General features: G+C 68.5%; 19 protein-coding genes. 5 read left to right on the top strand and 14 right to left on the bottom strand.

Going from position 1 to position 22,043, the window contains the following annotated elements:
* Positions 1-110 precede the first annotated feature (110 nt).
* On the bottom strand, positions 111-1,343 hold the full coding sequence (locus Aple_RS27530) for an aspartate aminotransferase type Ic (RefSeq protein WP_155347620.1): 1,233 nt from the start codon (positions 1,341-1,343) through the stop codon (positions 111-113).
* Positions 1,344-1,374: 31 nt separating this feature from the next.
* On the bottom strand, positions 1,375-2,652 hold the full coding sequence (gene thrS, locus Aple_RS27535) for a threonine--tRNA ligase (protein ID WP_155347621.1): 1,278 nt from the start codon (positions 2,650-2,652) through the stop codon (positions 1,375-1,377).
* 235 nt (positions 2,653-2,887) lie between these two features.
* Here thrS and Aple_RS27540 point away from each other — a divergent pair, with 235 nt between their 5' ends.
* Entirely contained in the window at positions 2,888-3,649 is a 762-nt protein-coding gene (locus Aple_RS27540) for an SDR family oxidoreductase (protein ID WP_155347693.1), read from the top strand.
* 1 nt (position 3,650) lies between these two features.
* Here the strand turns inward: Aple_RS27540 and Aple_RS27545 are convergent, their stop codons facing one another.
* From Aple_RS27545 to Aple_RS27580, 8 genes are all read right to left on the bottom strand, one after another.
* Positions 3,651-4,469 carry an ATP-grasp domain-containing protein gene (locus tag Aple_RS27545; RefSeq protein WP_155347622.1) on the bottom strand — a complete coding sequence of 273 codons (819 nt, stop codon included), beginning with the start codon at positions 4,467-4,469 and terminating at the stop codon, positions 3,651-3,653.
* Positions 4,470-4,565: 96 nt separating this feature from the next.
* The gene (locus Aple_RS27550) at positions 4,566-4,826 is read right to left on the bottom strand and encodes a hypothetical protein (protein ID WP_155347623.1); all 261 of its coding nucleotides are present in this window, start codon (positions 4,824-4,826) and stop codon (positions 4,566-4,568) included.
* A 58-nt stretch (positions 4,827-4,884) separates the two neighbouring features.
* Entirely contained in the window at positions 4,885-5,142 is a 258-nt protein-coding gene (locus Aple_RS27555) for a hypothetical protein (RefSeq protein ID WP_155347624.1), read from the bottom strand.
* 175 nt (positions 5,143-5,317) lie between these two features.
* Complete coding sequence (locus Aple_RS27560) at positions 5,318-6,811, bottom strand: glycoside hydrolase family 3 protein (protein ID WP_155347625.1); 1,494 nt, start codon at positions 6,809-6,811, stop codon at positions 5,318-5,320.
* 73 nt (positions 6,812-6,884) lie between these two features.
* A complete protein-coding gene (locus Aple_RS27565) occupies positions 6,885-8,249 on the bottom strand; it encodes an alkaline phosphatase D family protein (protein WP_155347626.1) in 1,365 nt (454 codons plus the stop codon).
* 52 nt (positions 8,250-8,301) lie between these two features.
* On the bottom strand, positions 8,302-9,786 hold the full coding sequence (locus Aple_RS27570; RefSeq protein ID WP_155347627.1) for a tripartite tricarboxylate transporter permease: 1,485 nt from the start codon (positions 9,784-9,786) through the stop codon (positions 8,302-8,304).
* A complete protein-coding gene (locus Aple_RS27575; RefSeq protein WP_155347628.1) occupies positions 9,787-10,317 on the bottom strand; it encodes a tripartite tricarboxylate transporter TctB family protein in 531 nt (176 codons plus the stop codon). It lies immediately after the preceding gene.
* A complete protein-coding gene (locus tag Aple_RS27580) occupies positions 10,317-11,285 on the bottom strand; it encodes a Bug family tripartite tricarboxylate transporter substrate binding protein (RefSeq protein WP_155347629.1) in 969 nt (322 codons plus the stop codon). The genes Aple_RS27575 and Aple_RS27580 overlap by 1 nt, the downstream gene beginning before the upstream one ends.
* A 196-nt stretch (positions 11,286-11,481) precedes the next feature.
* Between Aple_RS27580 and Aple_RS27585 the strand changes: the two genes are divergently transcribed.
* Entirely contained in the window at positions 11,482-13,053 is a 1,572-nt protein-coding gene (locus tag Aple_RS27585; RefSeq protein ID WP_246264812.1) for an ATP-binding protein, read from the top strand.
* Complete coding sequence (locus tag Aple_RS27590) at positions 13,050-13,709, top strand: response regulator (RefSeq protein ID WP_155347630.1); 660 nt, start codon at positions 13,050-13,052, stop codon at positions 13,707-13,709. Before Aple_RS27585 ends, Aple_RS27590 begins: the two co-directional genes overlap by 4 nt.
* Here the strand turns inward: Aple_RS27590 and tmk are convergent.
* Entirely contained in the window at positions 13,691-14,272 is a 582-nt protein-coding gene (tmk, locus tag Aple_RS27595) for a dTMP kinase (RefSeq protein ID WP_155347631.1), read from the bottom strand. The two genes, Aple_RS27590 and tmk, sit on opposite strands and share 19 nt — an antisense overlap.
* A 188-nt stretch (positions 14,273-14,460) precedes the next feature.
* Here tmk and Aple_RS27600 point away from each other — a divergent pair, with 188 nt between their 5' ends.
* A complete protein-coding gene (locus tag Aple_RS27600) occupies positions 14,461-16,740 on the top strand; it encodes a peroxidase family protein (protein WP_155347632.1) in 2,280 nt (759 codons plus the stop codon).
* A 12-nt stretch (positions 16,741-16,752) separates the two neighbouring features.
* Here the strand turns inward: Aple_RS27600 and Aple_RS27605 are convergent, their stop codons facing one another.
* From Aple_RS27605 to Aple_RS27615, 3 genes are all read right to left on the bottom strand, one after another.
* Positions 16,753-17,589 carry a LuxR C-terminal-related transcriptional regulator gene (locus tag Aple_RS27605; RefSeq protein WP_170321686.1) on the bottom strand — a complete coding sequence of 279 codons (837 nt, stop codon included), beginning with the start codon at positions 17,587-17,589 and terminating at the stop codon, positions 16,753-16,755.
* A gap of 208 nt (positions 17,590-17,797) precedes the next feature.
* Positions 17,798-19,345, bottom strand: coding sequence for a glycosyl hydrolase family 18 protein (locus Aple_RS27610; RefSeq protein WP_155347634.1), 1,548 nt, complete (start codon positions 19,343-19,345; stop codon positions 17,798-17,800).
* Between the two features lie 199 nt (positions 19,346-19,544).
* Positions 19,545-19,850, bottom strand: coding sequence for a hypothetical protein (locus tag Aple_RS27615; RefSeq protein ID WP_155347635.1), 306 nt, complete (start codon positions 19,848-19,850; stop codon positions 19,545-19,547).
* Between the two features lie 197 nt (positions 19,851-20,047).
* Here Aple_RS27615 and Aple_RS27620 point away from each other — a divergent pair, with 197 nt between their 5' ends.
* On the top strand, positions 20,048-22,039 hold the full coding sequence (locus Aple_RS27620) for a DUF6571 family protein (RefSeq protein ID WP_155347636.1): 1,992 nt from the start codon (positions 20,048-20,050) through the stop codon (positions 22,037-22,039).
* Positions 22,040-22,043: the final 4 nt, after the last annotated feature.

Raw genomic sequence — 22,043 nt, forward strand, 5'->3', positions numbered from 1 at the left:
GGGGCGGTACGTGTCCTGGCGGGTCCCCCACGCCCGCCAGGACACGTGTCCGTTAGAAAGAAAAACGGCTCCCCTCCCGGGCCTGGGAAGGGAGCCGTGTCTTGCTCGGATCAGCCGAGCTTCTCCGCGCCGACCAGGCGCACGCAGGTGGCCAGACCGCTGATGGCCACCTCCAGCTCGTCCAGGTCCGGATAGGTCGGGGCGATCCGGATCGTCCGGTCGGCGGGGTCGTTCCCGTACGGATGTGTGGCCCCGGCGGGAGTAAGCGCGATCCCGGCCTCCGCCGCCTTGCGCACGACCTCCTTGGCGCACCCGTCCGGCACCTCGAGGCTGATGAAGTAGCCGCCCGCCGGGCTCGACCAAGTGGCCAGCCCCGTGCCGCCGAGCTCCTTGCTCAGGATGCGGTCCACGGCCTCGAACTTCGGCCGGATCAGCTCGGCGTGCTTGAGCATGTGCGCGCGCAGCCCGTCCTCGTCCCGCAGGAACATCACGTGCCGCAGCTGGTTGACCTTGTCGGCGCCGATCGTGCCCTTGCCCAGGAAGCCGAGGAACCAGGCCACGTTGGCGGGCGAGGAGCCGAAGAGGGACACCCCGCTCCCGGCCAGCGTCACCTTCGAGGTGGATCCGTAGACGAAGACCCGGTCGGGGTTGCCCGCCTCTGCGGCCAGCGCGAGCACGTCGGCGATCTCCGCCGGATGGTCGGTGAGGTGGTGCACTGCGTACGCGTTGTCCCAGAAGATCCGGAAATCCGGGGCGGCGGTCGGCATCGCGGCCAGCCGGGCCACGGTCTGGGCGCTGTAGCTGACCCCGTCCGGGTTGCTGTACTTGGGCACGCACCAGATCCCCTTGATCCCGGCGTCGGCGGCGACCAGCCGCTCGACCTCGTCCATGTCCGGGCCTTCCGGGGTCATGGGAACCGGGATGAGCTCGATCCCGAACCGCTCGCAGAGGGCGAAATGCCGGTCATATCCGGGCACCGGGCAGAGGAACGCGACGCGCTCCTCGTCCGCCCACCGGCGCTCGCCGCCGACCGGGACGCCGAGCAGACAGTACACGATCGAGTCGTGCATCAGCGCCAGGCTGGAGTTCCCGCCGACGATCAGCTGCCCGGCCGGGACCTGCAGCACCCCGCTGAACAGGGCGCGCAGCTCCGCGAGCCCCTGCAGCCCGCCGTAGTTGCGGGTGTCGCTCCCGTCCGCCGCCGTGTGCGTCTCTCCCGGCAGCCGCAGCAGCTCCGCCGACAGATCCAGCTGCGCCGACGAGGGCTTCCCCCGGGTGAGGTCCAGCTTGAGGCCCTTTCCCCTAAGCTCCTCGTAGTCCCGCCGCGCCCGCTCGATCTCCACCGTTCCGCCTCCGCCCGTTGCCGCTGATTCGCTACGAAAGGATAGACCCGGTTTCCAGATCCCACAGATCGAGGCAGTGGGCGTTGACGAGCGCGGCGACCCTGCCGAGTGCTTCGCCGACGGGAAGCGGGGGGATGGTGCGGGAGTCGCGGAGGCGGAGTGAGACGGTGTCGGCGACGGCTTCGCGAGCGCCGATGATGGCCTGGTACGGGGTCAGGTGGGCGGCGCGGATCCGCGCGGACAGCGATCCTTGTGCGGAAATATCGGCACGTAGGCCGAGTTCGAGGCAGCGGCTGACGACTGCTTCCGCCACTGGGATCTCGTCTTCGGAGATCGGCAGGACGATCAGCTGGCGGGGAGCCAGCCAGGCGGGGAAGGCGCCGCCGTGGACCTCGATGAGGTGCGCGACCGCCCGTTCGATGCTGCCGATGATGCTGCGGTGGACCATGACCGGGCGGTGGTGCGCGCCGTCCTGACCGGTGTACTCCAGGTCGAAGCGTGCCGGTTGGTAGAAATCGATCTGCACAGTGGAAAGGGTGGACTCGCGCCCGGCGTGATCGACGATCTGAACGTCGATCTTGGGTCCGTAGAAGGCGGCCTCGCCCTCCTCCGCCTCGTACGGCACTCCGGCTTCCTTCAGCACCTCCACCAGGAGCGCGCTTGCCCTATCCCAGAGTTCGGGATCCGCGACGTACTTGCCCCCGGCCCCCGGAAGGGACAGGCGGTAGCGAACCGGCTGGATTCCCAGCGCGTCATAGGCGGCGGCGATCAAGTCCAGGGCGGCCCTGGCCTCGTCCAGGGCCTGGTCGGGGGTGCAGAAGATGTGGGCGTCGTTGAGCTGGATCGCGCGCACCCGGGTGAGCCCGCCGAGCACGCCGGACAGCTCGGCGCGGTACATACCGCCGATCTCGGCCATCCGCAGCGGCAACTCGCGGTAACTGTGACCTCGGGAGCGGAACATCAACGCGTGATGCGGACACAGACTCGGCCGCAGCACCACCTGCTCCGCGCCAAGATCCATAGGCGGGAACATGTCCTCGTGATAGTGCGCCCAGTGTCCTGAAATTTCGTACAACTCGCGTTTGCCCAGGACTGGGGAGTACACGTGCCGGTATCCGGCCTTGCGTTCGACGTCGCGGATGTACTCCTCCAGCGCCAGCCGTACAGCCGCGCCATCCGGCAACCAATACGGCAACCCCGACCCGATCAGCGGATCGGTGTCGAACAGATCGAGCTCGCGGCCGAGCTTGCGGTGGTCGTGCACAACGGTCTCCTCGCGGGAATCATGGGGCGAGCGACCGGGAAACACGAAAGCCCGGGGCGTCGCCCCGGGCTTGGCACATCAGGAGTCAGCGCGCCGGGACAACCTCCGGCGTCGTCGTCATGGCGGCACGCTTGATCATGGGCCTCACCTTAGTTCCAACTCCCCCGGCCCGCGAGCGTATTTCCGATAACCGCCACCCCAGGACGGCGACCTGTCGGATCTGCAACGCTTGTACCTGTTCAGCACCCACCCGATCATCGCCGAGCTTGGGGCTGCCCAGATGACACCGTCGTACCCACCTGCGCACGGTCTGCTCAACGGAAAGGTCGCCCTGGTCACGGCCGCCGCCGGCGCCGGAATCGGGTACGCCACGGCCAAACGCTGCGCCGAGGAGGGCGCCACGGTCGTCATCTCCGACCGGCATGCGGAGCGGCTCTCCGAGGCGGCCGACTCGCTGACCGCCATCACCGGGGTCAAACCGCTCGCCGTCTCCTGCGACGTCACCTCCGAGTCCCAGGTGCTCGCCCTGTTCGACGCCTCCCTGGAGGCGTACGGCCGGATCGACATCGTGGTCAACAACGCCGGGCTCGGCGGCGCCGCCGAACTCGCCGAGATGGCCGACGAGCAGTGGTCCGCGGTGCTGGACGTGACCCTGAACGGCACCATGCGCTGCACCCGGGCCGCCCTGCGGCACATGATCCCGCGCCGCTCCGGCGTGATCGTCAACAACGCCTCGGTGCTCGGCTGGCGGGCCCAGCGCGGCCAGTCCCACTACGCCGCCGCGAAGGCCGGGGTGATGGCGCTGACCCGGTGCGTGGCGCTGGAGGCCGCGCCGCACGGCATCCGGGTGAACGCGGTCGCCCCCTCCTCGGCCGGGCACCCGGTCACCACGGGCGACCTGCTCGCCGAGCTGACCGCCCGGGAGGCGTTCGGCCGCCCGGCCGAGCCCTGGGAGGTGGCCAACGTGATCGTCTTCCTGGCCAGCGAGTACGCGACGTACATGACGGGCGAGGTGGTGTCGGTGTCCAGCCAGCACCCTTGATTCAGCGCGCGGCCAGCAGGTCTACCAGGGCCTTGGCGAACATGTCGGGGGCGTCGAACTCGGCCTTCAGGTAGAGGTAGGGCTCGGTCAGCTCCAGCTCGATCAGCACCGGCTGGCCGTCCGGCATGCGGACCAGGTCGACCCGGGCGTAGAGCAGTTCCTCCGCCACCTGCCCGAGCACTCGCTCGGCCAGCTCGAACTGATCGTCGTCGGGGTCACGCAGAGTGAACTTGCCGTTCCCGGCGTCGCGGTCGCCCAGGTCGTGCGCCAGCATCGCGCTGCGCCGCACCGCGTGGCTGAACTGCCCGCCGAAGTAGATCAGCGACAGCTCGCCCTCGTGCTCGACGGTCTCCAGGTAGGGCTGCACCATGATGGTGCGCCCCTGACTTTCGAGTTCGACGGCGAACGCCTCCGCCTGCTGCCGGTCAGCGGTCCTGATCGTGTCCCGGGCCCCGGCGGAGATGGCGGGCTTGACCACGTACTCATCCCAGACCGGGAGATCGATGGAGCTCCAGTGCGTCGGCACGATCGGCACGCCCAGGTCGCGCAAATAGGTCTTGTCGGTGTTCCAGGTGAGCACGGTGGCCGGATTGAGCAGCCGCGTCGCCGCCCCCGCCCGCCGGGCCCAGGCCGTGAACTCGTCCCGGCGATGCACGTAGTCCCAGGTGGAGCGGACCACGGCCGCGTCGAAGGAGGACCAGTCCACATGCGGGTCGTCCCAGCGCACGGGCGCACCCTCGATGTCGGCCCCAAGCCAGGCCGCGAGCATCACCTCCCTCTCGTCGTCCCAGCCGTCCCAGGTGACATACGCGACCTTCATCGTTCTCCTCGTCGTATTCAGGACGTTGAAACACCCATGAATACAACAGCGGCGCGCGCCGGGCCCTTCCGGGTCCCGGCGCGCGCGTTCCTCCGGTTAGCGGAACCGGTAGGAGAGGCCGACGCCGCCCCCGCGGGTCGCGGTGGCCGCGATGCCGTTGATGTTGTTCACGTTGGTCGAGCCGCTGCGGCCGATGTTGGTCGCGGCGATATTGCTGAAGTTGTTGCCCGACTGGGCCGAGTCGACATTCCGGCTGCTGTTCCTGGTCCAGGTGTCGGCCTGGGCAGGGGTCGCCACCATGGCGGCGCCACAGGCGGCGGCGACAACGGCGGTGGTCACGGCGATCTTCTTGAACATGTCGTCTCCTTCGTCAGTGCTGCGGGAGTGGTTCGGCCATGCGTATCGCGTCGGGGACCTAGTAGAAGATGTAGGTGACCGTGACGCTGCCGCCCGAAGCGGTCGCGGCGATGCCGTTGATGTTGTTGACGTTGGTGGAGCCAGTGGAGCCGGCGTTCCGGGCGGCCACCCAGCCGAAGTTGTTGCCCGACTGCGCGGAGTCCCGGTTGGAGCTCCAGTTGGAGGTCCAGGTGTCGGCGTGCGCCGGGGTGGCGATCAAGCTCGCGCCGCAGGCGGCGGTGAGGATGGCGCCGGTCACGGCGATCTTCTTGAACATCTCGCTCCTTGGGGTACGCCAGAGCCGTGAGCACGAGCGAGGACGACGGGCCCAGCCATCCACGCTCTTTGACTCCCGGTTGATCTGGCCGGTCAAAGCAATAGCGAGCATATAGCTGAGCGTGGCCGAATGATAGCTCTACGTAATCAAAATCTTGGAGTCGCGCCGGACCCGGTCAGGAGAACGCCGCCACCTGACCGGTCAGCGTCTCCGCCGCCGCCTGACCGCACACCCGGGCGGCCCCATGGGTGGCGACGTGCACCGCGCCCAGGTCGGTGCGTCCCGGCAGCCCCATCTCCACCACGATCCCGTCGGGACGCCGGGCCAGCAGGTGCGCCAGCGCGTCCATCTGCCAGGCGTGCCGGTGGGCGTCCCGCACCACGATCACCAGCGGCCGGTCCACGGCCTGGGTGAGCACGTCGGCGGGCAGGCCGTCGGCCAGCTCCGGCTCGTGCAGGCGCGTCACGGTGGTCCCGGGCAGCAGCTTGCCCAGCGGCTCCCCCACCCCCCACGGCATGCCCTTGTCGATCGCCAGGTTCATCTCCGGCGAGAGCTCCACCACGTGCGGCGCCACCACGATCGGCAGCACGGAGCCGTCGTCCCTGCTCACCCGGATGGCCCGGCGCGCGGCGGCGAGTCCCACCGGCTCGCGCGTCAGCGGCGCGACCCGGGCGGGACGCCAGGCGGCCAGCGCCAGCACCCGCGCCGCCGCGTCGGCCAGCCGCTCCTCCGGCAGCCATCCCTCGAAGACCGCGTCCACGATCGCGTCCCTGATCAGCTCCACGATGGCCTCGTCGGCGTGCTCGCCGCCCACGCAGATCGCGTCGGCCCCGGCCGCGACGGCCCGCGCGCTCGCCCCGCCGATGCCGAACGGCCCGGAGACCGCCGCCATCTCGATGCCGTCCGTGATGATCATCCCCTCGAAGCCCAGCTCCCGGCGCAGCAGCTCGGTCAGGATGTGCGGGCTCAAGGTGGCGGGCGACTCCCGGTCGTACGCGGAGACGAGCAGGTGCCCGGTCATGATCGAGCGCACGCCCTCCGCGATCGCGGCGCGGAACGGGCGCAGCTCGACCGCGTCCAGGTCCTCGCGGCTCGCGCCCACCACCGGCACGCTGTAGTGCGAGTCCACCGCGGTGTCCCCGTGCCCCGGGAAGTGTTTGGCGCAGGCCGCCACTCCGGCCGACTGCAGCCCGCGCACCCACGCGGCGGTGTGCCGCGCCACCAGCTCGGGATCCGCGCCGAAGGAGCGCAGCCCGATCACCGGATTGTCGGCGTTGGAGTTGACGTCCGCGGCGGGCGCGAAGTCGATCGTGACCCCCGCCGCCGCCAGATCCCAGCCGACGTCCCGCGCGACCGCCTCGGTCAGCGCCTCGTCGTCCACGACGCCCAGCGCGTAGTTGCCGGGCCGGGAGCTGCCGGTCCTGGCTTCGAGGCGGGTCACCTCCCCGGCCTCCTCGTCGATGCCGACGACGACGTCCGGGTTCTCCGCGCGCAGCGCGGCGGTCAGCTCGGCCAGCTGGCTGGGCGTGTCCACGTTGCGGGAGAAGAGGACCGCCCCGGCGAGGCCGTCGCCGAGGCGACGCCGCAGCCAGTCAGGGGGCGTGGTTCCCAGGAAGCCGGGGAACAGGACCGTGTCTGCCAGACGCAACAGCTCCGTGCTTCGCGTCATGCGGCACCGCACTTGGACATGCCCGAAATCTAATAGGAAAGTTTCCTATTCGCTAGGGGGCTGACCTCCTATTTCACAGATCGGTTCGTTGCAGTTTGTTGTCGACGACACGGAAGCCCGCTGCTGTGACCACCGGTGCGCCGGGCTGGTCCACGAACGCGACGGCCCGGTAGTCCACCGTGAAGTCGGACATGCCGGCCGTGACCACCAGGTAGCCGCGCCGGCCGTCGAAGAACTTGAGGTGCGGGTTGAGCGCGAGCATCGCGGTCCCGTCGGTGGCCGGCGGGCGGCTGGTGACCGAACTCGTGACGAACTCCACCCCGCCACCGAGCTCCACCCCGCCGCCGAACTCCCCCGCCCACGCGTTGTGCACGTCCCCGCTCAGCACGACCAGGTCTCCGGTCGCGGCGGCGAGGACCTTCGCGCGCGAGTCCGGGAAGCCGTCCCAGGCGTCCGTGCTCGGCGGTTCCAGCGGGAACTTCCGCGGCGCGAAGAACAGCGCCTGGGCGATCACCTTCCAGCGCGCCGTCGACGCGCGCAGCCGGGCGGTCAGCCACTCCTGCTGCTCGGCCCCCAGCATGTCCTTGCCCTTCCGGTACTGCCGCGCGTCCACGAACATGAAGTCCGCCACCTTGCCGTACGGCCGCCAGCGGTAGAACTGAAGATTGTTGCCCACCGGCCGGACCCGCAGCGGCAGGTGCTCGTAATACGCCTTGTAGGCGGCGTTGCGCCGTTTCAGGAACGCGGACTGGCTGGACCCGTCCCCCGGCAGCAGCCCCGCGTAGTTGTCCCGCACCTCGTGGTCGTCCGGCATCGTGATCCACGGCGCGGCCGCGTGCGCCGCCTGGAGGTCCTTGTCCAGCTGGTAGCGCGCGTACCTGCGGCGGTAGGCGGCCAGCGTCCGGCACTCCTCCGTCGCCTCCAGCGGCCTGATGTACCGCCCCGGCTGCGGATTGGCGGGTTTCCCGTATTCGTAGACGTAGTCCCCCAGGTGGAAGACCACGTCCGGCCGCTCTGCCGCCACGTGTTTGAGCACGGTGAAGAACCCGTGCTCATACCGCTGGCACGAAACCACCGCGACCTTTATCGGCTCGGTGGAATCCGGTCCCGGAGCCGTTTTCGTACGCCCTACGGGACTTGTCTGCCCATCCACGCTGAACCGATAGAAATACTCGGTCCACGCCCGCAGCCCGCTGACGCGCACGTGCACGCTGTGCGCCCAGTCGGGCTGCGCCGGCGCGGTTCCCGACTGGATGACGCGGGTGAATTCCTCGTCTTCCGCCAGCTCCCATTTAACGGAGAACACCTGATTCGGCATGCCGCCAGGCTTACTCCCATGCAGCGGCTCAACCGCCAGCCGCGTCCACAAGATCACCCCATCAGCAGACGGTTCCCCCGAAGCCACCCCAAGAGTGAACGGAAACCCTAATTTCGCCATAGAGGGATCTTCTAGTAGGCCGATGACGTATGCGTACCAATTCGAAAGAGAATCAGGCTTTGAACGCCTTTCTGAGGAGCGGGGTGAGCAGGGCCAGCGCGGCGAGCACCAGCAGGACGACGGCGATCGGGCTGCCGACCAGGGTGGTGACGTCGCCCGCGCCGATGGCGAGCGCACGGCGGAGCTGGATCTCGGCCATCGGGCCCAGGATCAGGCCGATCACGGCGGGGGCAACCGGGAGGCCGAACCTGCGCATCGCGAAGCCGAGCAGGCCGAGCAGGTAGAGCACGATCAGGTCCACCCACGAGTTGTTCAGCGCGTAGACGCCCAGCGCGGCGAAGAGCACGATCCCGGCATACAGGTACGGCCGCGGAACGCGCAGCACCCGGGCCCAGATCGGGGCCAGCGGCAGGTTGAGCACCAGCAGCATGGTGTTGCCGATGAACAGCGAGGCCACCATGCCCCACACCAGGGCGGGGTTGTGGTCGAACAGTTGCGGGCCTGGCTGCAGGCCGTACTGCTGGAAGGCGGCGAGCATGATGGCGGCGGTCGCGGAGGTGGGCAGGCCCAGGGTGAGCAGCGGGACCAGGGTGCCGGCGGCGGAGGCGTTGTTGGCCGCTTCCGGGCCGGCGACGCCCTCGATCGCGCCCTTGCCGTACTCCTCCTTGGCGGGGCCTTTGGCTATCCGCTTCTCCACCGCGTACGACAGGAAGGTGGGGATCTCGGCGCCGCCGCCGGGCAGCGCGCCGAACGGGAAGCCGAGGGCGGTGCCGCGCAGCCAGGGGCGCCAGGATCTGGCCCAGTCGGCGCGGCCCATCCAGGCCCGGCCCACAGGCATCACCTCGGGGGGCGCGTGCCGGAGCCGGGAGGCGACGTAGAGCGCTTCGCCGAGGGCGAACAGGCCGACCGCGACGATCACCACGTCGATGCCGTCGAGGAGTTGCGGGATGCCCAGCGTGAGCCTGGCCTGGCCGGTCTGCTGGTCGATGCCGACCAGGCCGATGGCCAGGCCCAGGCTGAGCGAGGCCAGGCCGCGCACGACCGAGCGTGACAGCACCGACGAGACGGCGGTGAAGGCGAGGATCGCCAGCGCGAAGTAGTCCTCGGGGCCGAAGGAGATCGCGAAGTCCACCACCAGCGGCGCCGCGACCACCAGCAGCGCGGTCGCGATCGTCCCGGCCACGAAGGAGCCGATCGCGGCGGTGGCGAGCGCCTGGGCGGCCCGGCCGCGCCTGGCCATCTTGTTGCCCTCCAGCGCGGTGATCATCGAGGAGCTCTCGCCGGGGGTGTTGAGCAGGATGGAGGTGGTGGAGCCGCCGTACATGCCGCCGTAGTAGATCCCGGCGAACATGATGAACGCGCTGGCCGGGGGCACGTTGAAGGTGATCGGCAGGAGCAGGGCCACGGTCATGGCCGGGCCGATGCCGGGCAGCACGCCGACGAGGGTGCCGAGGGTGACGCCCATGAGGGCGTACAGCAGGTTGACCGGGGTGAGGGCGGTGGCGAAACCGTCGAGCAGCAGGTTCAGGGAGTCCACTCAGATCACCCCGGACAGCAGGCCGCCGGGCAGGGTGACCCCGAGCCCCTTGACGAACGCCAGGTAGGTGGCGACGGCCAGGATGATCGCCACCACGGCGGCTCTGAGGCGGTCCCGCGCGCCGAGCGCCAGGGCCAGGCCGAAGAAGAGCAGCGCCCCCGCGATCACCCAGCCGAGCAGGTCCAGCAGCGCGGCGAAGATCAGGAAGATCACGCTGACCAGGCCGACACCGCGCCAGTCGGCGGGGGCCCGGGCGTCCACGTCCTCGCTCTCCTCCGGGTCGCCGTGCCCGCCGCGGACCACGTCGACGACGTAGCAGACGCCGATGACGATCATCGCGGCGCCCACCAGCAGCGGGAAGAACCGGGGACCGAGGCCGAGCGTGGAGGCCGCCGCCGCCACGTTCGCGGTCCCGGCGATCACGAAGACGCCGAGCCCGAGCACGATCAGGGCGAGGGCCAGTTCGGGCCTTCGCCAGGAAGGAACGACGCCACGCGAGGTGACGTCGTTCCGCTCATCTGGTACGGACATCAGGACACGAGTCCCATTTCCGCGATGATGCCCTTCACCCGGGCCTGCTCCGCGGTGAGGAAGTCCGCGAACGGCTGGCCGGTCTGGAACGAGTCGATCCACCCGTTCTTGGCGACCGCGTCCTTCCACGCCTGCCCGTCGTGCATCTTGGTGACCAGATCGGTGAGGGACTTGACGCCCGCCTCGTCCAGCCCGGGCGCCGCGACGAAGCCGCGCCAGTTGGCCAGCTCGACGTCCAGGCCGCCCTCCTTGAGGGTCGGCGAGTCGAGCGTGGGAATCCGGGCCGGGGCGCTGATCCCGAGCGAGCGCAGCTTGCCCGACTTGACGTGCTCGGCGAACTCGCCGATGCCGGAGACGCCGATCGAGACCTTGTTGCCGAGCAGCGCGTTGAGCGCCTCGCCGCCGCCGGAGTGGGCGATGTAGTTCACCTGCTTGGGGTCGATGCCCGCCGCCTTGGCCATCAGCCCGGCCAGGATGTGGTCGGTGCCGCCCGCGGACCCGCCGGCCACCGAGACCTTCGCCGGGTCGGCCTTCCACGCCGTGACCAGGTCGCCCAGGCTCTGGAACGGCGATTCCGCCGGAACCACCACGATCTCGTACTCCTCGGTGAGCCGGGCGATCGGCGTCACCTGGGCGAGGGTGACCGCGGACTTGTTCTGCTCGACCGCGCCGACCATGACCAGGCCCATGGTCATCAGCATCCCGGCGTCGCCCTTCTCCTCCGCGAGCTGGGCCAGGCCGATGGTGCCGCCCGCCCCCGGCACGTTGAAGACCTCCACCTTCCTCGCGGGGTCGACGGACTTGATCGCCTGCTCGGCCGTACGCGAGGTCTGGTCCCAGCCGCCGCCGGGCGCGGCCGGAGCCATGATGCGCAGGGCGCTCGCCCCGCCGGTCGAATCCGTTCCGGCCCCGCAGGCCGTCAGCGACGCGACCACCGCCGCCAGTAGGGCGAGCCTGGATATCTTCATGATCACTCCAACACCGTGAGTTGCAATGTGGTGAGGATCGTGGGCGCGCCGGTCGCCGCTGTCGATGCTTGGCGTGCTTACCGTCGTATTGGTGGTATTGGTCAAAGCCGCCGCAACCGCGCTGTTATCCGGGCTCCCGTATATTTCGGCCAGATGTCGAGCAGGCCGGAAGAGCAGGTGAGGGACCGTGCGACGCGTGAGCAACCCCTCCCTGGGCACCCAGCTGTTCGTGCTGCAGATGGTCATCGTCCTGCTCGCCGTGGGCGGCACCGCCACCGTCTGGGCCCAGCACACCCGCCGCCAGCTGGACGACCAGTACCGCCAGCGGGCGCTGGCCATCGCCCAGTCCGTGGCCGGGCTGCCGGAGGTGCGCGAGGCGTTCAAGTTCCCCAAGCCCGAGGTGCTGCTCCAGCCGATCGCGGCGGGCGTGCAGCGGGCCACCGGCGCCGACTACGTGGTGATCGCCAACCGGGACCAGATCCGCTACGCGCACCCCAACACCGCGCTGATCGGCCAGCGGCTGTCCACGGACGGGTCCGAGGTGCTGGAGACCGGCCAGACGTGGACCGGCTTCCAGACCGGCACCCTGGGCCGCTCGGTCCGGGGCAAGGCGCCGATCTTCGACGAGGCCGGGCAGGTGATCGGCCTGACCTCGGTCGGCGTGCTGGAGCAGACCGTCGCCGACCAGCTCGGGTCCGCCCTGCCGCCGCTGATCTGGACCGTGCTGGCCGTGCTGGTCGCGGGCTCGCTGGCGGCGGCCCTGATCGCGCAGCGGGTGCGCCGCCAGACCTTCGGCCTGGAGCCCACGGAGATCGCCGCCCTGCTGGAGCAGCGGGAAGGGGTGCTGCACGGGGTCAAGGAGGGCGTGCTCGCGCTCGACCTGACCGGCAGGGTGACGCTGGCCAACGACGCCGCCAGGGAGCTGCTGGACCTGTCCGCCGACGCCGTCGGGCAGGATCTGGCCGAGATGCCGCTCTCCGACCGGGTCCGCGATGTGCTCGGCGGCGACGACCCCGGTGAGGACCGCATCGTGCTGCACCAGGGCCGGGTCCTCGTCCTCAACCGCACCCCGGTCTCGGTGCGCGGCCAGCACCGGGGCTGGGTGGTGACCTTCCGCGACCGCACCGAGCTGGTCCGGCTGTCCAGGGAGCTGGACGACGCGAGCACCACGACGGACGCGCTCCGCGCCCAGGCGCACGAGTTCGCCAATCGTATGCACACCGTCGTCGGGCTGCTCGAACTGGGCGAGCACGAGACCGCCGTGCGCTACATCACCCAGACCACCGAGGCCTACAGCCAGTTCGCCCAGGGCATCCGGGAACGTGTCGCCGACCCCACGCTGGCGGCCCTGCTGCTGGCCAAGTCGGCCGAGGCGGCCGAGCGTGGGGCGTCGCTGGTGGTGGCCGAGGAGTCCCGGGTGGACGATCTGGAGGATCCCCGGGACGCCGTGCTCGTGGTGGGCAATCTGGTCGCCAACGCGATCGACGCGCTGGAGGGCACCGGCGGCGTGGTCGAGGTGCTCGTCCGCACCGACGACGCCGGGCTGCACGTGCGGGTCCGCGACTCGGGCCCGGGCATCACCCCCGACCTGGCCGAGGAGGTCTTCCGCGAAGGCTTCACCACCAAGATCGCGCATTCCGGGGCGCGAGGGCTCGGGCTCGCGCTGACCCGGCAGACCTGCCTGCGCCGGGGCGGCTGGGTGCGCCTGCACAACGCCGACGGCGCCGTCTTCACGGCGCTCCTCCCGGCCGGCGAGGCACGCCGATGAAGGTCCTTGTCGTGGACGACGACTTCATGGTGGCCCGCATCCACGCCGGATATGTCGCCAGAACGCCTGGTTTCACCGTTGTCCGTAGTGCTCATACCGGCCGTGCCGCGCTCACCGCCGTCTCCGAGGACGGGCCCGATCTGGTCCTGCTCGACATCTACCTGCCGGACATGTCCGGTCTTGATGTGCTGCGGGCGATCCGCGGCCTGGCTCAGCCCGTCGACGTGCTCGTCATCACCGCCGCCCGTGACGTCGGCACCGTCCGCGCGGCCCTGCGCGGCGGTGCGGTGAACTACCTGATCAAGCCGTTCACCGCTGGAGCCCTCTCCGACCGTCTGATGCGTTACGCCGAGACCCGGCGCCACCTCACCGGGATCGGCGGCGAGGCCCGCCAGGAGGACGTGGACCGCCTCTTCGGCGCGTCTGCCGTGCATCTGCCCAAGGGCCTGTCCCAGACGACCTGCGCGCTGGTCGCCGAGGCCCTCCGGCGCACCGGAACCGACCTGTCCGCCGCCGAGGCCGCCACGCTCACCGGGCTGTCCCGCGTCAGCGCCCGCCGCTACCTGGAGTACCTCTGCGCCACCGGGCGCGCCGAACTCCGCCCCCGCTACGGCACCGCGGGACGCCCCGAACACCGTTACCGCTGGACTTCCTGAAGGAGCAGCGCCGCGACCGTGTCCGCGTCGCGATCCCGGCAGTCGATTCGGGTCTGCCGCCAGCCGCGTCGCTCCAGGAAACGGTAGACCTCGTCGTACAGGGCGAGTTCCCGCTCGGGCGAGCCGATGCGCTCCAGCCGTGACAGGCTTGCGCGCGCACGCAGTCGCTGTTCCAGCACGTCGGGCCGATGGTGCAGGTAGCAGGACAGGGACGGCGGAGGCACGTGCGCGTTGTATCGCCAGATCTCCTCAAGGGGTAGCTGATCCAGCTGTTGCAGCGCCAGGGACGACTGCACGTAGCGGTCGCTGATCACCACCTGCCCCGCGGCCAGCGCCGGACGGATCTCCTCCTCGACATGAAGCGTGCGGTCGGCGGCCACCGCCAGCGCCAGCGCCCTGCCGGGCCAGGTTTCCTCGCCGTCCCTCGCGAGTCGTCCCAATGGCGTATCCGTCGGTTCCGTCGTGACGTGCACAAGAAAACCGCGTTCCCGCATTCGCGCGGCCAGGCAACCGACGGTGGTGGACTTCCCTACCCCATTGGGCCCTTCCACAACGATAAACATTCGCCCGTCCCCCGACTGAAACTTCCCTTACGTATCTTCGCAGGGATTATATGAAATACCCCTTAGGGGTTTATTTCCCTTAAGGGGTATACGTCTCATCTGCTCCATTGACGGTAATTCGGCCCGGGAAGAGTCTGGCGCCACGCGCCGGACATACACGGCCTTTGATCCGGCGGGTTAGGGAGTAGATGATGTCATTTCATCGTGCCGCGCGGCTGGGCGCCGCGCTCGTGGTCGCCACAGCGGTCACGTTGACCGGGATTCCGGCCGCCCACGCAGTCGTTCCATTCACGGTCTCCAGTCTCAACGGCAGCGGCAACAACGTCGCCAATCCGACGTGGGGGCAGGCGAACACGCCGTACAGCAGGGTGGGGCCCACCCGCTACGTGAACGGGCTGAGCCAGCCGTTCGGCGGGCCGAACGCGCGGAATGTCAGCAACCGCATCCACAACGACGTGAACCAGAACCTGTTCTCCGAGCGCAGGGTCACCCAGTGGGGGTTCACGTGGGGGCAGTTCATCGACCACACCTTCGGCCTGCGCGACGGGCGGGAGCCCGGCGACCCCCAGGGGGAAACCGCGAACATCCCGTTCAGCTCCTCCGATCCGCTGGAGGACTTCACCAACACGCTCGGGTACATCCCGTTCGTCCGGTCGAATCCGGCGCCGGGCACAGGGGTCAGCAATCCCCGCCAGCAGACCAACACCAACAGTTCCTATTTGAACGGCTTCCCGGTGTACGGCCCGGACAACACCCGCCTGGAATGGCTGCGCACCGGTCCCGTGGACGGGAACCTGGCCAACAACAGCGCCTCACTGATGTTGGCCAACGGATACTTACCCCGCAGGGACGCCCGGGGCAACGCCGGAACCGCGCCGGTCATGGAGCTCAACGGCCGCCTGATCGGGCAGCCGGGGCGGGCCATGGTGGCGGGTGACGTACGGGCGAACGAGAACCTGTCCCTCACCGCCACCCAGACCCTGTTCGCCCGCGAGCACAACCGGATCGTCGCGCTGCTGCCCGGCTCGCTGAGCGAGGAGGACAAGTTCCAGATCGCCCGCCGGGTGGTCATGGCCGAGCAGCAGTACATCACCTACAACGAGTTCCTGCCCTCCCTCGGCGTCGCCCTGCCGCGCTACACGGGCTACAACCCGGGCGTCAACGCCAACCTGGGCAACGAGTTCGCGACCGTCGGCTACCGCGCGCACAGCATGATCCACGGCGAGTTCGAGCTGGAGACCAACGCCTCCCGCTACTCGCAGGCGACGCTGAACGCGCTGACCGCGCAAGGCGTCGAGGTCGCGGTGGACGGCGACGACGCCGAGATCGCGATTCCGCTGAACCTGGCCTTCTTCAACCCCGACCTGCTGGAGCAGGTCCAGCTCGGCCCGATGCTGCTCGCGCTCGGCCTGGAGTCGGAGTACAAGAACGACGAGCAGATCGACAACCAGCTGCGCAGCGTGCTGTTCCAGATCCCGGTCTCCGGCAACCCGGAATGCCTGGACGGGCCGGGACTGCCGGAGTGCTTCAACGGCGTCGTGGACCTGGGCGCGATCGACATCGAGCGTGGTCGTGACCATGGCATCCCGACGTACAACCAGCTGCGGCAGGCGTTCGGGCTGCCGGCCAAGACCTCCTTCACTGCGATCACCGGCGAGGCCGCCGACGCCTTCCCCGCGGACCCGCAGCTGACCGCGGGCAACGAGATCAACGACCCGGACAGCCTGGACGTGCTCCAGCTGTTCGACATCGACGGCACCCCCGTCGACCTGAACGACGAGGACGCCGTCGAGGGCACCGCCACCCGCGAGGTCCGCCGCACCACGCTGGCCTCCCGGCTGCGCGCCCTGTACGGCAACGTCAACAACATCGACGCGTTCGTCGGCATGGTCGCCGAGCAGCACGTGCCCGGCAGCGAGTTCGGCGAGCTCCAGCTGGCCATGTGGGCCCGGCAGTTCCAGGCCCTGCGGGACGGCGACCGGTTCTTCTACGGCAACGACCAGGGACTCACGTACATCAGGAACACCTACGGGATCGACTACCGGCGCACGCTCGGCCAGATCATCGACCTCAACACCGACCTGACCGCGGCCGACCTGGCGCCCAACGTGTTCCTGGTGCCCGAAGCCGACCTTCCCCCGGCGACCTGCACGGTCAGCTTCACCCAGACCACCGACTGGCCGGGCAACTTCCAGGTCAACACGACCATCACCAACACCGGCACGACGCCGATCAACGGATGGGCGCTGCGCTGGGAGTGGGCCAACGGTCAGACCATCAGCGAACTCTGGAACGGGGTGGTCAGCCAGAGCGGCCGGAATGTCACGGTGACGAACACCCCCACCAACGGCACGATCGCCCCGGGAGCCAGCCGGGACGGCGTCGGCTTCAACGCCCAGCGCGACAACGTCACTAACGCCAAACCGCCCAACTTCACCCTCAACAACCGCCGCTGCGCGACCGCCTGACCTGAGGACCGGTCACGGGCCTTCCGCCCGTGACCGGTCCACAAGACCGAGCCGATGCGAGATGATCAGGGCCTCCGACCTGGTCCGCGCCCCCAGCCGGAGAAACAGCCGGGCCTGTACGCTCTCGACCGTCTTGGCCGTGATGCCGAGCCGCCGCGCGGTCTGCCCGATGGTGTGCCCGAGCGCGATCGAATCCAGCACGTCCCGCTCCCGGGCGGTCAGCTCGGGCGGATGCGCGGCGATCCCCGCCGTGAACGCGTCCAGGCAGAGCGCGGTCATCGTGAAGTAGCCCCGGCACATGAGCGACAACATCCCGCACAGATCCTCGGGCACGTCCTCCCGCCAGACCAGCGCGCGGGCGCCGTGCCGGACCGCGTCCCCCACGGCCGCCAGATCGGGCGGCACCGAGCAGACCACCAGCGTGGGCGCCCCCAGCCGGGCCGGCAGCTGCCAGTCACCCGGATCCGGGTCGATCAGCACCGCCGCCAGCGTGCCCCGCCGCCACTGCAACCAGTGCGCGCCCGCCGAATCCCGCAGCACCGCGAACGACTGCCCGCAGGCGAGGAGCGTCTCGGCCACCCGGTCCCGGCACGCTCCTGGCCGCGCGTGCACGACCACCACCTCAGGCCGGGTGCGGCCGCTGTCCGGCAGTGGCCGATGATGGTCGAAGAACCCGAGCGAGATGGCCCTCGCCACCGCGTGCGCCTGGCTCACCACGCCGAGTTTGCGGTAGATGCCGCGCTTGCACGCCTCCACCGCGCAGGTCGTGACGCCGAGCGACGCAGCGATCCGTGCCGTGCTCAGCCCTGACCCGAGCAGATTGAGCACCGTCAACTCCGAGGAGGTCATCGCGACCTCATTCCCGGGTCTTTCCACCGTCCTGTCCATGTGCACGTCCCGACCCCTGGGATGCGACCACCCGGAAACTGACGCTCAGGACGACTTGTGTCAAGTCTTGGGGTAATTGTGTGACATCGAACTGGGAAGATCCATGAACGCTTCACGAATGGAACGGGACACCGGGCAGCGGTGCTTCGATCCGCTGCCCGGGTTACCGTCAGCGGCCCTGAAGTGCCTTGACGTTGTCCCCGAAGGTCCAGTTCCGCGAGCCGTCCCAGTTGATCGACCAGGTCATCAGGCCCTTGAGGCTGCCGTTGAAGGCGTTCCAGCTCTGCGAGACCAGCGAGGGCGTCATGTAGCCGCCGCCGGCGCCGGACTGGGCGGGCAGGCCTGGCACCTGCTTGTCGTACGGCACCCGGATCGTGGTGCCCTGGATGACGAGGCCGTTGTTCAGGCAGGTGGTCTGGGCGGTGAATCCCTGAACTGTGCCGGCTGAGTAGGAGTCGCCGGAGCAGCCGTACATGCTGCCGTTGTAGTACTGCATGTTCAGCCACCAGAGGCGGCCGTTGTCGGCGTACTTCTTGATGATCGGCAGGTAGGCGCCCCAGATGGAGCCGTAGACGACGCTGCCGCCGGTGACGTACGCGGTCTCGGGGGCCATGGTCAGGCCGAAGTTGGACGGCATCTGGGCGAGCACGCCGTCGATGATGCGGATGAGGTTGGCCTGAGACGCCGACAGCTGGTTGATGTTGCCGCTGCCGGTCAGGCCGGTTTCAATGTCGATGTCGATGCCGTCGAAGTTGTACGTCCTGAGGATCGGGACGATGGTGGCGATGAAGCGGTCGGCCACCGTGCTGGAGTTGAGGTCGATACCCGCGGTCGCGCCACCGATGGACATCAGGATCGTCGCGCCCGCCGCCTTGGCCGCGCACATCTCGGCCGGGGTGGCGACCTTGACGGTGGCGTCCATGCCGTCCTGCCAGAGCGCGGTGCCGTCAGAGAGGATGACCGGGAACGCGGCGTTGATGACGTTGTAGCCGTGCGCCTTGATCCGAGCGTCCGTGATCGGAATCCACCCGAGCGGCGGGTGCACGCCGTTCGACGCGCCGTCCCAGTTCTCCCAGTAGCCCTGCAGGACCTTCCCGGACGGCTTGGACTTCACCGGGCACGTGCCCCCGGTCGGAGAAGGCGACGGGCTGGGGCTGGGGCTCGGGGAGGGGCTAGGGCTGGGGCTGGGGCTCGGAGACGGGCTCGGGCTCGGGCTCGGGGAGGGGGATGCCGTGCCGCCGGGACCGTCGAAGTTGACGTCGTCGGCGTAGTAGGTGCCCTGGCCGTACCAGCCGTGCAGATAGACCACAGCGGAGGTCTGACCGGCCGCGGTCGTGAAGGAGAGGGTGAGCTGCTGGTAGGCCGCCGACGAGGTCCACGTCGCAGACCCGCCGTTGACACCCAGGTAAACGTAGTTCCCACGCACCCAGGCGGACACCGTGTACGCGGTACTCGGCCGCACACTCACCGTCTGCGAACACTTGGCGTTGTCCGACGCGCTAGCCGCACCCGAGAGCGCCCTAGTGCCGCTGCGAACCGGCGTACTGACGACGGACCCGAGACCGCCGGTACAGGACCAAGGCGACAGCGCACCGGTCTCGAATCCGGGATTCGCCAGCAGGTTGGCCGCATACGCCGACGTCTGCGCGACGACGACGCCCAAAGCAGCCAGGAGTAACGAGACTGCCAGAGTCAGCAGCCGGGGGGTTCGCTTCATGGAGAAACCCTTCTGTCACCCGGAGTAAGGTCACCGGGCATCGACATAGCGATGGGGTTGCGAAGCCATGGTGACTAAGGCTCGCGAGCAACAGTTCTCCGAATTATCTTCCAAGATCATGGTTAATGTCCATAACGAACTCCCACTCGAACATCACCAGACGCGCAGCGACCACGCGGGGGCCCGCACACGTGTGGTGTCACCAGCCCCCGCTAGACGGGGGAATCTTGGTAGAGCGGACCGTGGTCGGCAGGGCTCGCAGTTCGCTCTCCAAATCGGCGATCAAGGCGTGAGCCACCTGCCGCAACCGTGCCCGGCGCGCGCTCAGGTCCTCGGCGAAGCGTCTGGCCACGGGCCCGACCCACACGGGCCGGCCGGCGAACTGGCGGTGCGGCGAATCGAGCGCCGCCTCCAGGTCCGCCACCCGGGTTCTGAGCTCCGCCAAAGTCCGTTCCATGAGTTGGTGCCGGGGGTTGGGGACCATGTGGTCCGCGGAGTGGCTCATATGCCCCTTCGCTAAACGTCGCGATTACTTTCTACGTTATGGGATCTGCCATCGTTTATGCAGGTACGCCAGACCAATCTGTCGCAGGAATATTAGAGTGAAGCGGGGCGGCTACAGGGTGGAGTGAGATCATGGAGCAGGGACCCCCTGGAACGGGACCGTTGTCACCGGATTTCAGTGGCATCGATCCAGGTCTGATGAGCACGTTCATCGCTTCTCTCGCAAGTGGCCGCGATGTCATCAAAGAAGAGATGGAAGCGATCCGCCGCCTGCTGACCAACGCCGACCTGTCGAGCCAGGGCCTGCAGCCGGTCGGGCAAATTCTGGACTGGCTCGAAACCGAATTACCGCAGCTCCGTAGACGCAATCAGGCGATTCAGGCCTCGGACAATATCCGGTCGTGGGCGCCTGGTCTGCTGAGCGGCCTGGTGCCGCTGGACGAAAAAACGATGTTGTCCCAAGCGGAGGCGCGACGGCAGGGGAAGGCGCTGGCGGAACGCTTCGCCGGCACCCAGGCGATCGACTGGGGATGGCCCGGCGGCAAAACCAACGACGACGTACTCGCCGAAATGGCGGCCGAATTGGGCGCACACTGGAATGACGCGGATTTCACCGCCTCCTTCTTCGCAACGCTCGGAGCCGAGGGCACGCTTGCGATTCCCGCCAAGCTCCGGGCGGGCATGAAAGATCCTGATGACACGATCGACCTGGTCAGCCGTGCGTTCGGCACCGCGGTCAGGTTCGGAGCACAGGTGCCAGGCTTCGCCGAGACCCGGTATGAGATAGTGACCGGCCGGAACCCCGGATCCTCATCGCAGACCACGCTCTTCCAGCCGGCGAAAAGCAGCGTGGCAGACTTCACGGAGCTCAGCGACAACGCCGGAACGTACGGCCCGGAGAACGGCAATCAGGCTTTGGGCGACCTGCTCCGGGCCGGCAACTTTCCCGCAGCCTGGCTTTCAACCGTGGTGAGCCGACATGCGCTGAGCGGCAAGAGCACAGTGAACGGCACGAGCCTGGCCGGATATCTCTACGCGCTGGGCAACAATCCCGAAGCCGCAAGAACAGCGATCTCCACCGCGACCAAGGAACACGGGGCCCTGGCAGCGGCGCTCCACCGACTGAACGACAGGGTGAAGGTCTATTCCACCTTCTCCGGGCAGGCGGATTTGCAGGAGAAGGAGAACTCACGCGCTGACGCCTTCGGCCGGATGCTGGCCGCCGCATCCGGCGTCTACGACGAGAAGGATGGGGCGCACTCCAAGGAGGCCGCCCTGAATGCCTTCCAGCTCATGACGACGCTTCCGACGCTGGAGATCCGCGAACCTACCCGTATACATCTCGCCGAGATCGCGGGGGCATATGCCACAGAGATCGTCGAAGGCGCGAACCTGGGTGACGCCAACCGCACCCAGCCAAGCGCCTTCGGGGACGTGAAGACGATCATCTCCGGGCTAGGTCCGGCATTCCGCCTCAGCCCGAAGGACACCTATGAATTCGTCAAGATCTTTGCCGACTCTCCGGAAAACATCAAACCCTTCGAAGAAGGTATGGGGAACGCCGCCGACCGGCTCATCAACGTGGCCGCCGCGAAAGACGGCGGCAAAGGGATCGAACATCTCAACAGCACGATGCGAGCGATGGGATATGTCGCGGGACTGCAGTTAGTGGCCGAGAGCGAGGTCCAGGGAAAGCTCGACGCCATTGATCAGCAGCGGATCAAGGCGCAAGTATTCGTGGCTAGTCTGGCTCTTGGTGTGGGCGGCCTTGCGATACCCGGCTTGGGCGGTCAGGCCCTGTGGCTGGGGATCTCCACTATTACACCTCCGGGCCTGGAGTCCATGTTGACGCCCGACGAGACCCGCGTATCCGCGCTGACCGAGAAGACACGTGCGGCTTCGCTGGCACGGGAAGGCTGGATGGTGAACATGCTGATAGCCAACGGTTTCGAACCAAAGGTCGCGCTGACTGACGCCCGCTTTTCCCGCCCGCCCATCACCGATGGCAACGGGAATCTCCTACCTTTTGCGGAAATAGTCAAGGACAAAGAATCCGTGAACAACTTCGACAATTGGCTGATCGCCAATGGCTCCGGAGGGACCGATAAGAGCGAGCTCGGCGAAGCTCACAAGTGGCTGAAAACCGCCTTCCTGGGAGGGAAGACCGAAATAGTGGACGACTTCCAGTGACTGT

The organism is Acrocarpospora pleiomorpha (assembly GCF_009687885.1).
GTDB classification, from domain to species: domain Bacteria; phylum Actinomycetota; class Actinomycetes; order Streptosporangiales; family Streptosporangiaceae; genus Acrocarpospora; species Acrocarpospora pleiomorpha.

Excerpts from the sequence above, each read along its gene's own strand:
- Aple_RS27550 (WP_155347623.1), bottom strand. The coding sequence starts at position 4,826 with ATGTTCAAGAAGATCGCCGTGACCACCGCCGTTGTCGCCGCCGCCTGT.
- Aple_RS27615 (WP_155347635.1), bottom strand. The coding sequence starts at position 19,850 with ATGAGCCACTCCGCGGACCACATGGTCCCCAACCCCCGGCACCAACTC.
- Aple_RS27575 (WP_155347628.1), bottom strand. The coding sequence starts at position 10,317 with ATGTCCGTACCAGATGAGCGGAACGACGTCACCTCGCGTGGCGTCGTT.
- Aple_RS27605 (WP_170321686.1), bottom strand. The coding sequence starts at position 17,589 with ATGACCTCCTCGGAGTTGACGGTGCTCAATCTGCTCGGGTCAGGGCTG.
- tmk (WP_155347631.1), bottom strand. The coding sequence starts at position 14,272 with ATGTTTATCGTTGTGGAAGGGCCCAATGGGGTAGGGAAGTCCACCACC.
- Aple_RS27565 (WP_155347626.1), bottom strand. The coding sequence starts at position 8,249 with ATGGCGAAATTAGGGTTTCCGTTCACTCTTGGGGTGGCTTCGGGGGAA.
- Aple_RS27590 (WP_155347630.1), top strand. The coding sequence starts at position 13,050 with ATGAAGGTCCTTGTCGTGGACGACGACTTCATGGTGGCCCGCATCCAC.
- Aple_RS27610 (WP_155347634.1), bottom strand. The coding sequence starts at position 19,345 with ATGAAGCGAACCCCCCGGCTGCTGACTCTGGCAGTCTCGTTACTCCTG.
- Aple_RS27555 (WP_155347624.1), bottom strand. The coding sequence starts at position 5,142 with ATGTTCAAGAAGATCGCCGTGACCGGCGCCATCCTCACCGCCGCCTGC.
- Aple_RS27620 (WP_155347636.1), top strand. The coding sequence starts at position 20,048 with ATGAGCACGTTCATCGCTTCTCTCGCAAGTGGCCGCGATGTCATCAAA.
- Aple_RS27580 (WP_155347629.1), bottom strand. The coding sequence starts at position 11,285 with ATGAAGATATCCAGGCTCGCCCTACTGGCGGCGGTGGTCGCGTCGCTG.
- Aple_RS27545 (WP_155347622.1), bottom strand. The coding sequence starts at position 4,469 with ATGAAGGTCGCGTATGTCACCTGGGACGGCTGGGACGACGAGAGGGAG.
- Aple_RS27560 (WP_155347625.1), bottom strand. The coding sequence starts at position 6,811 with ATGACGCGAAGCACGGAGCTGTTGCGTCTGGCAGACACGGTCCTGTTC.
- Aple_RS27540 (WP_155347693.1), top strand. The coding sequence starts at position 2,888 with ATGACACCGTCGTACCCACCTGCGCACGGTCTGCTCAACGGAAAGGTC.
- Aple_RS27600 (WP_155347632.1), top strand. The coding sequence starts at position 14,461 with ATGATGTCATTTCATCGTGCCGCGCGGCTGGGCGCCGCGCTCGTGGTC.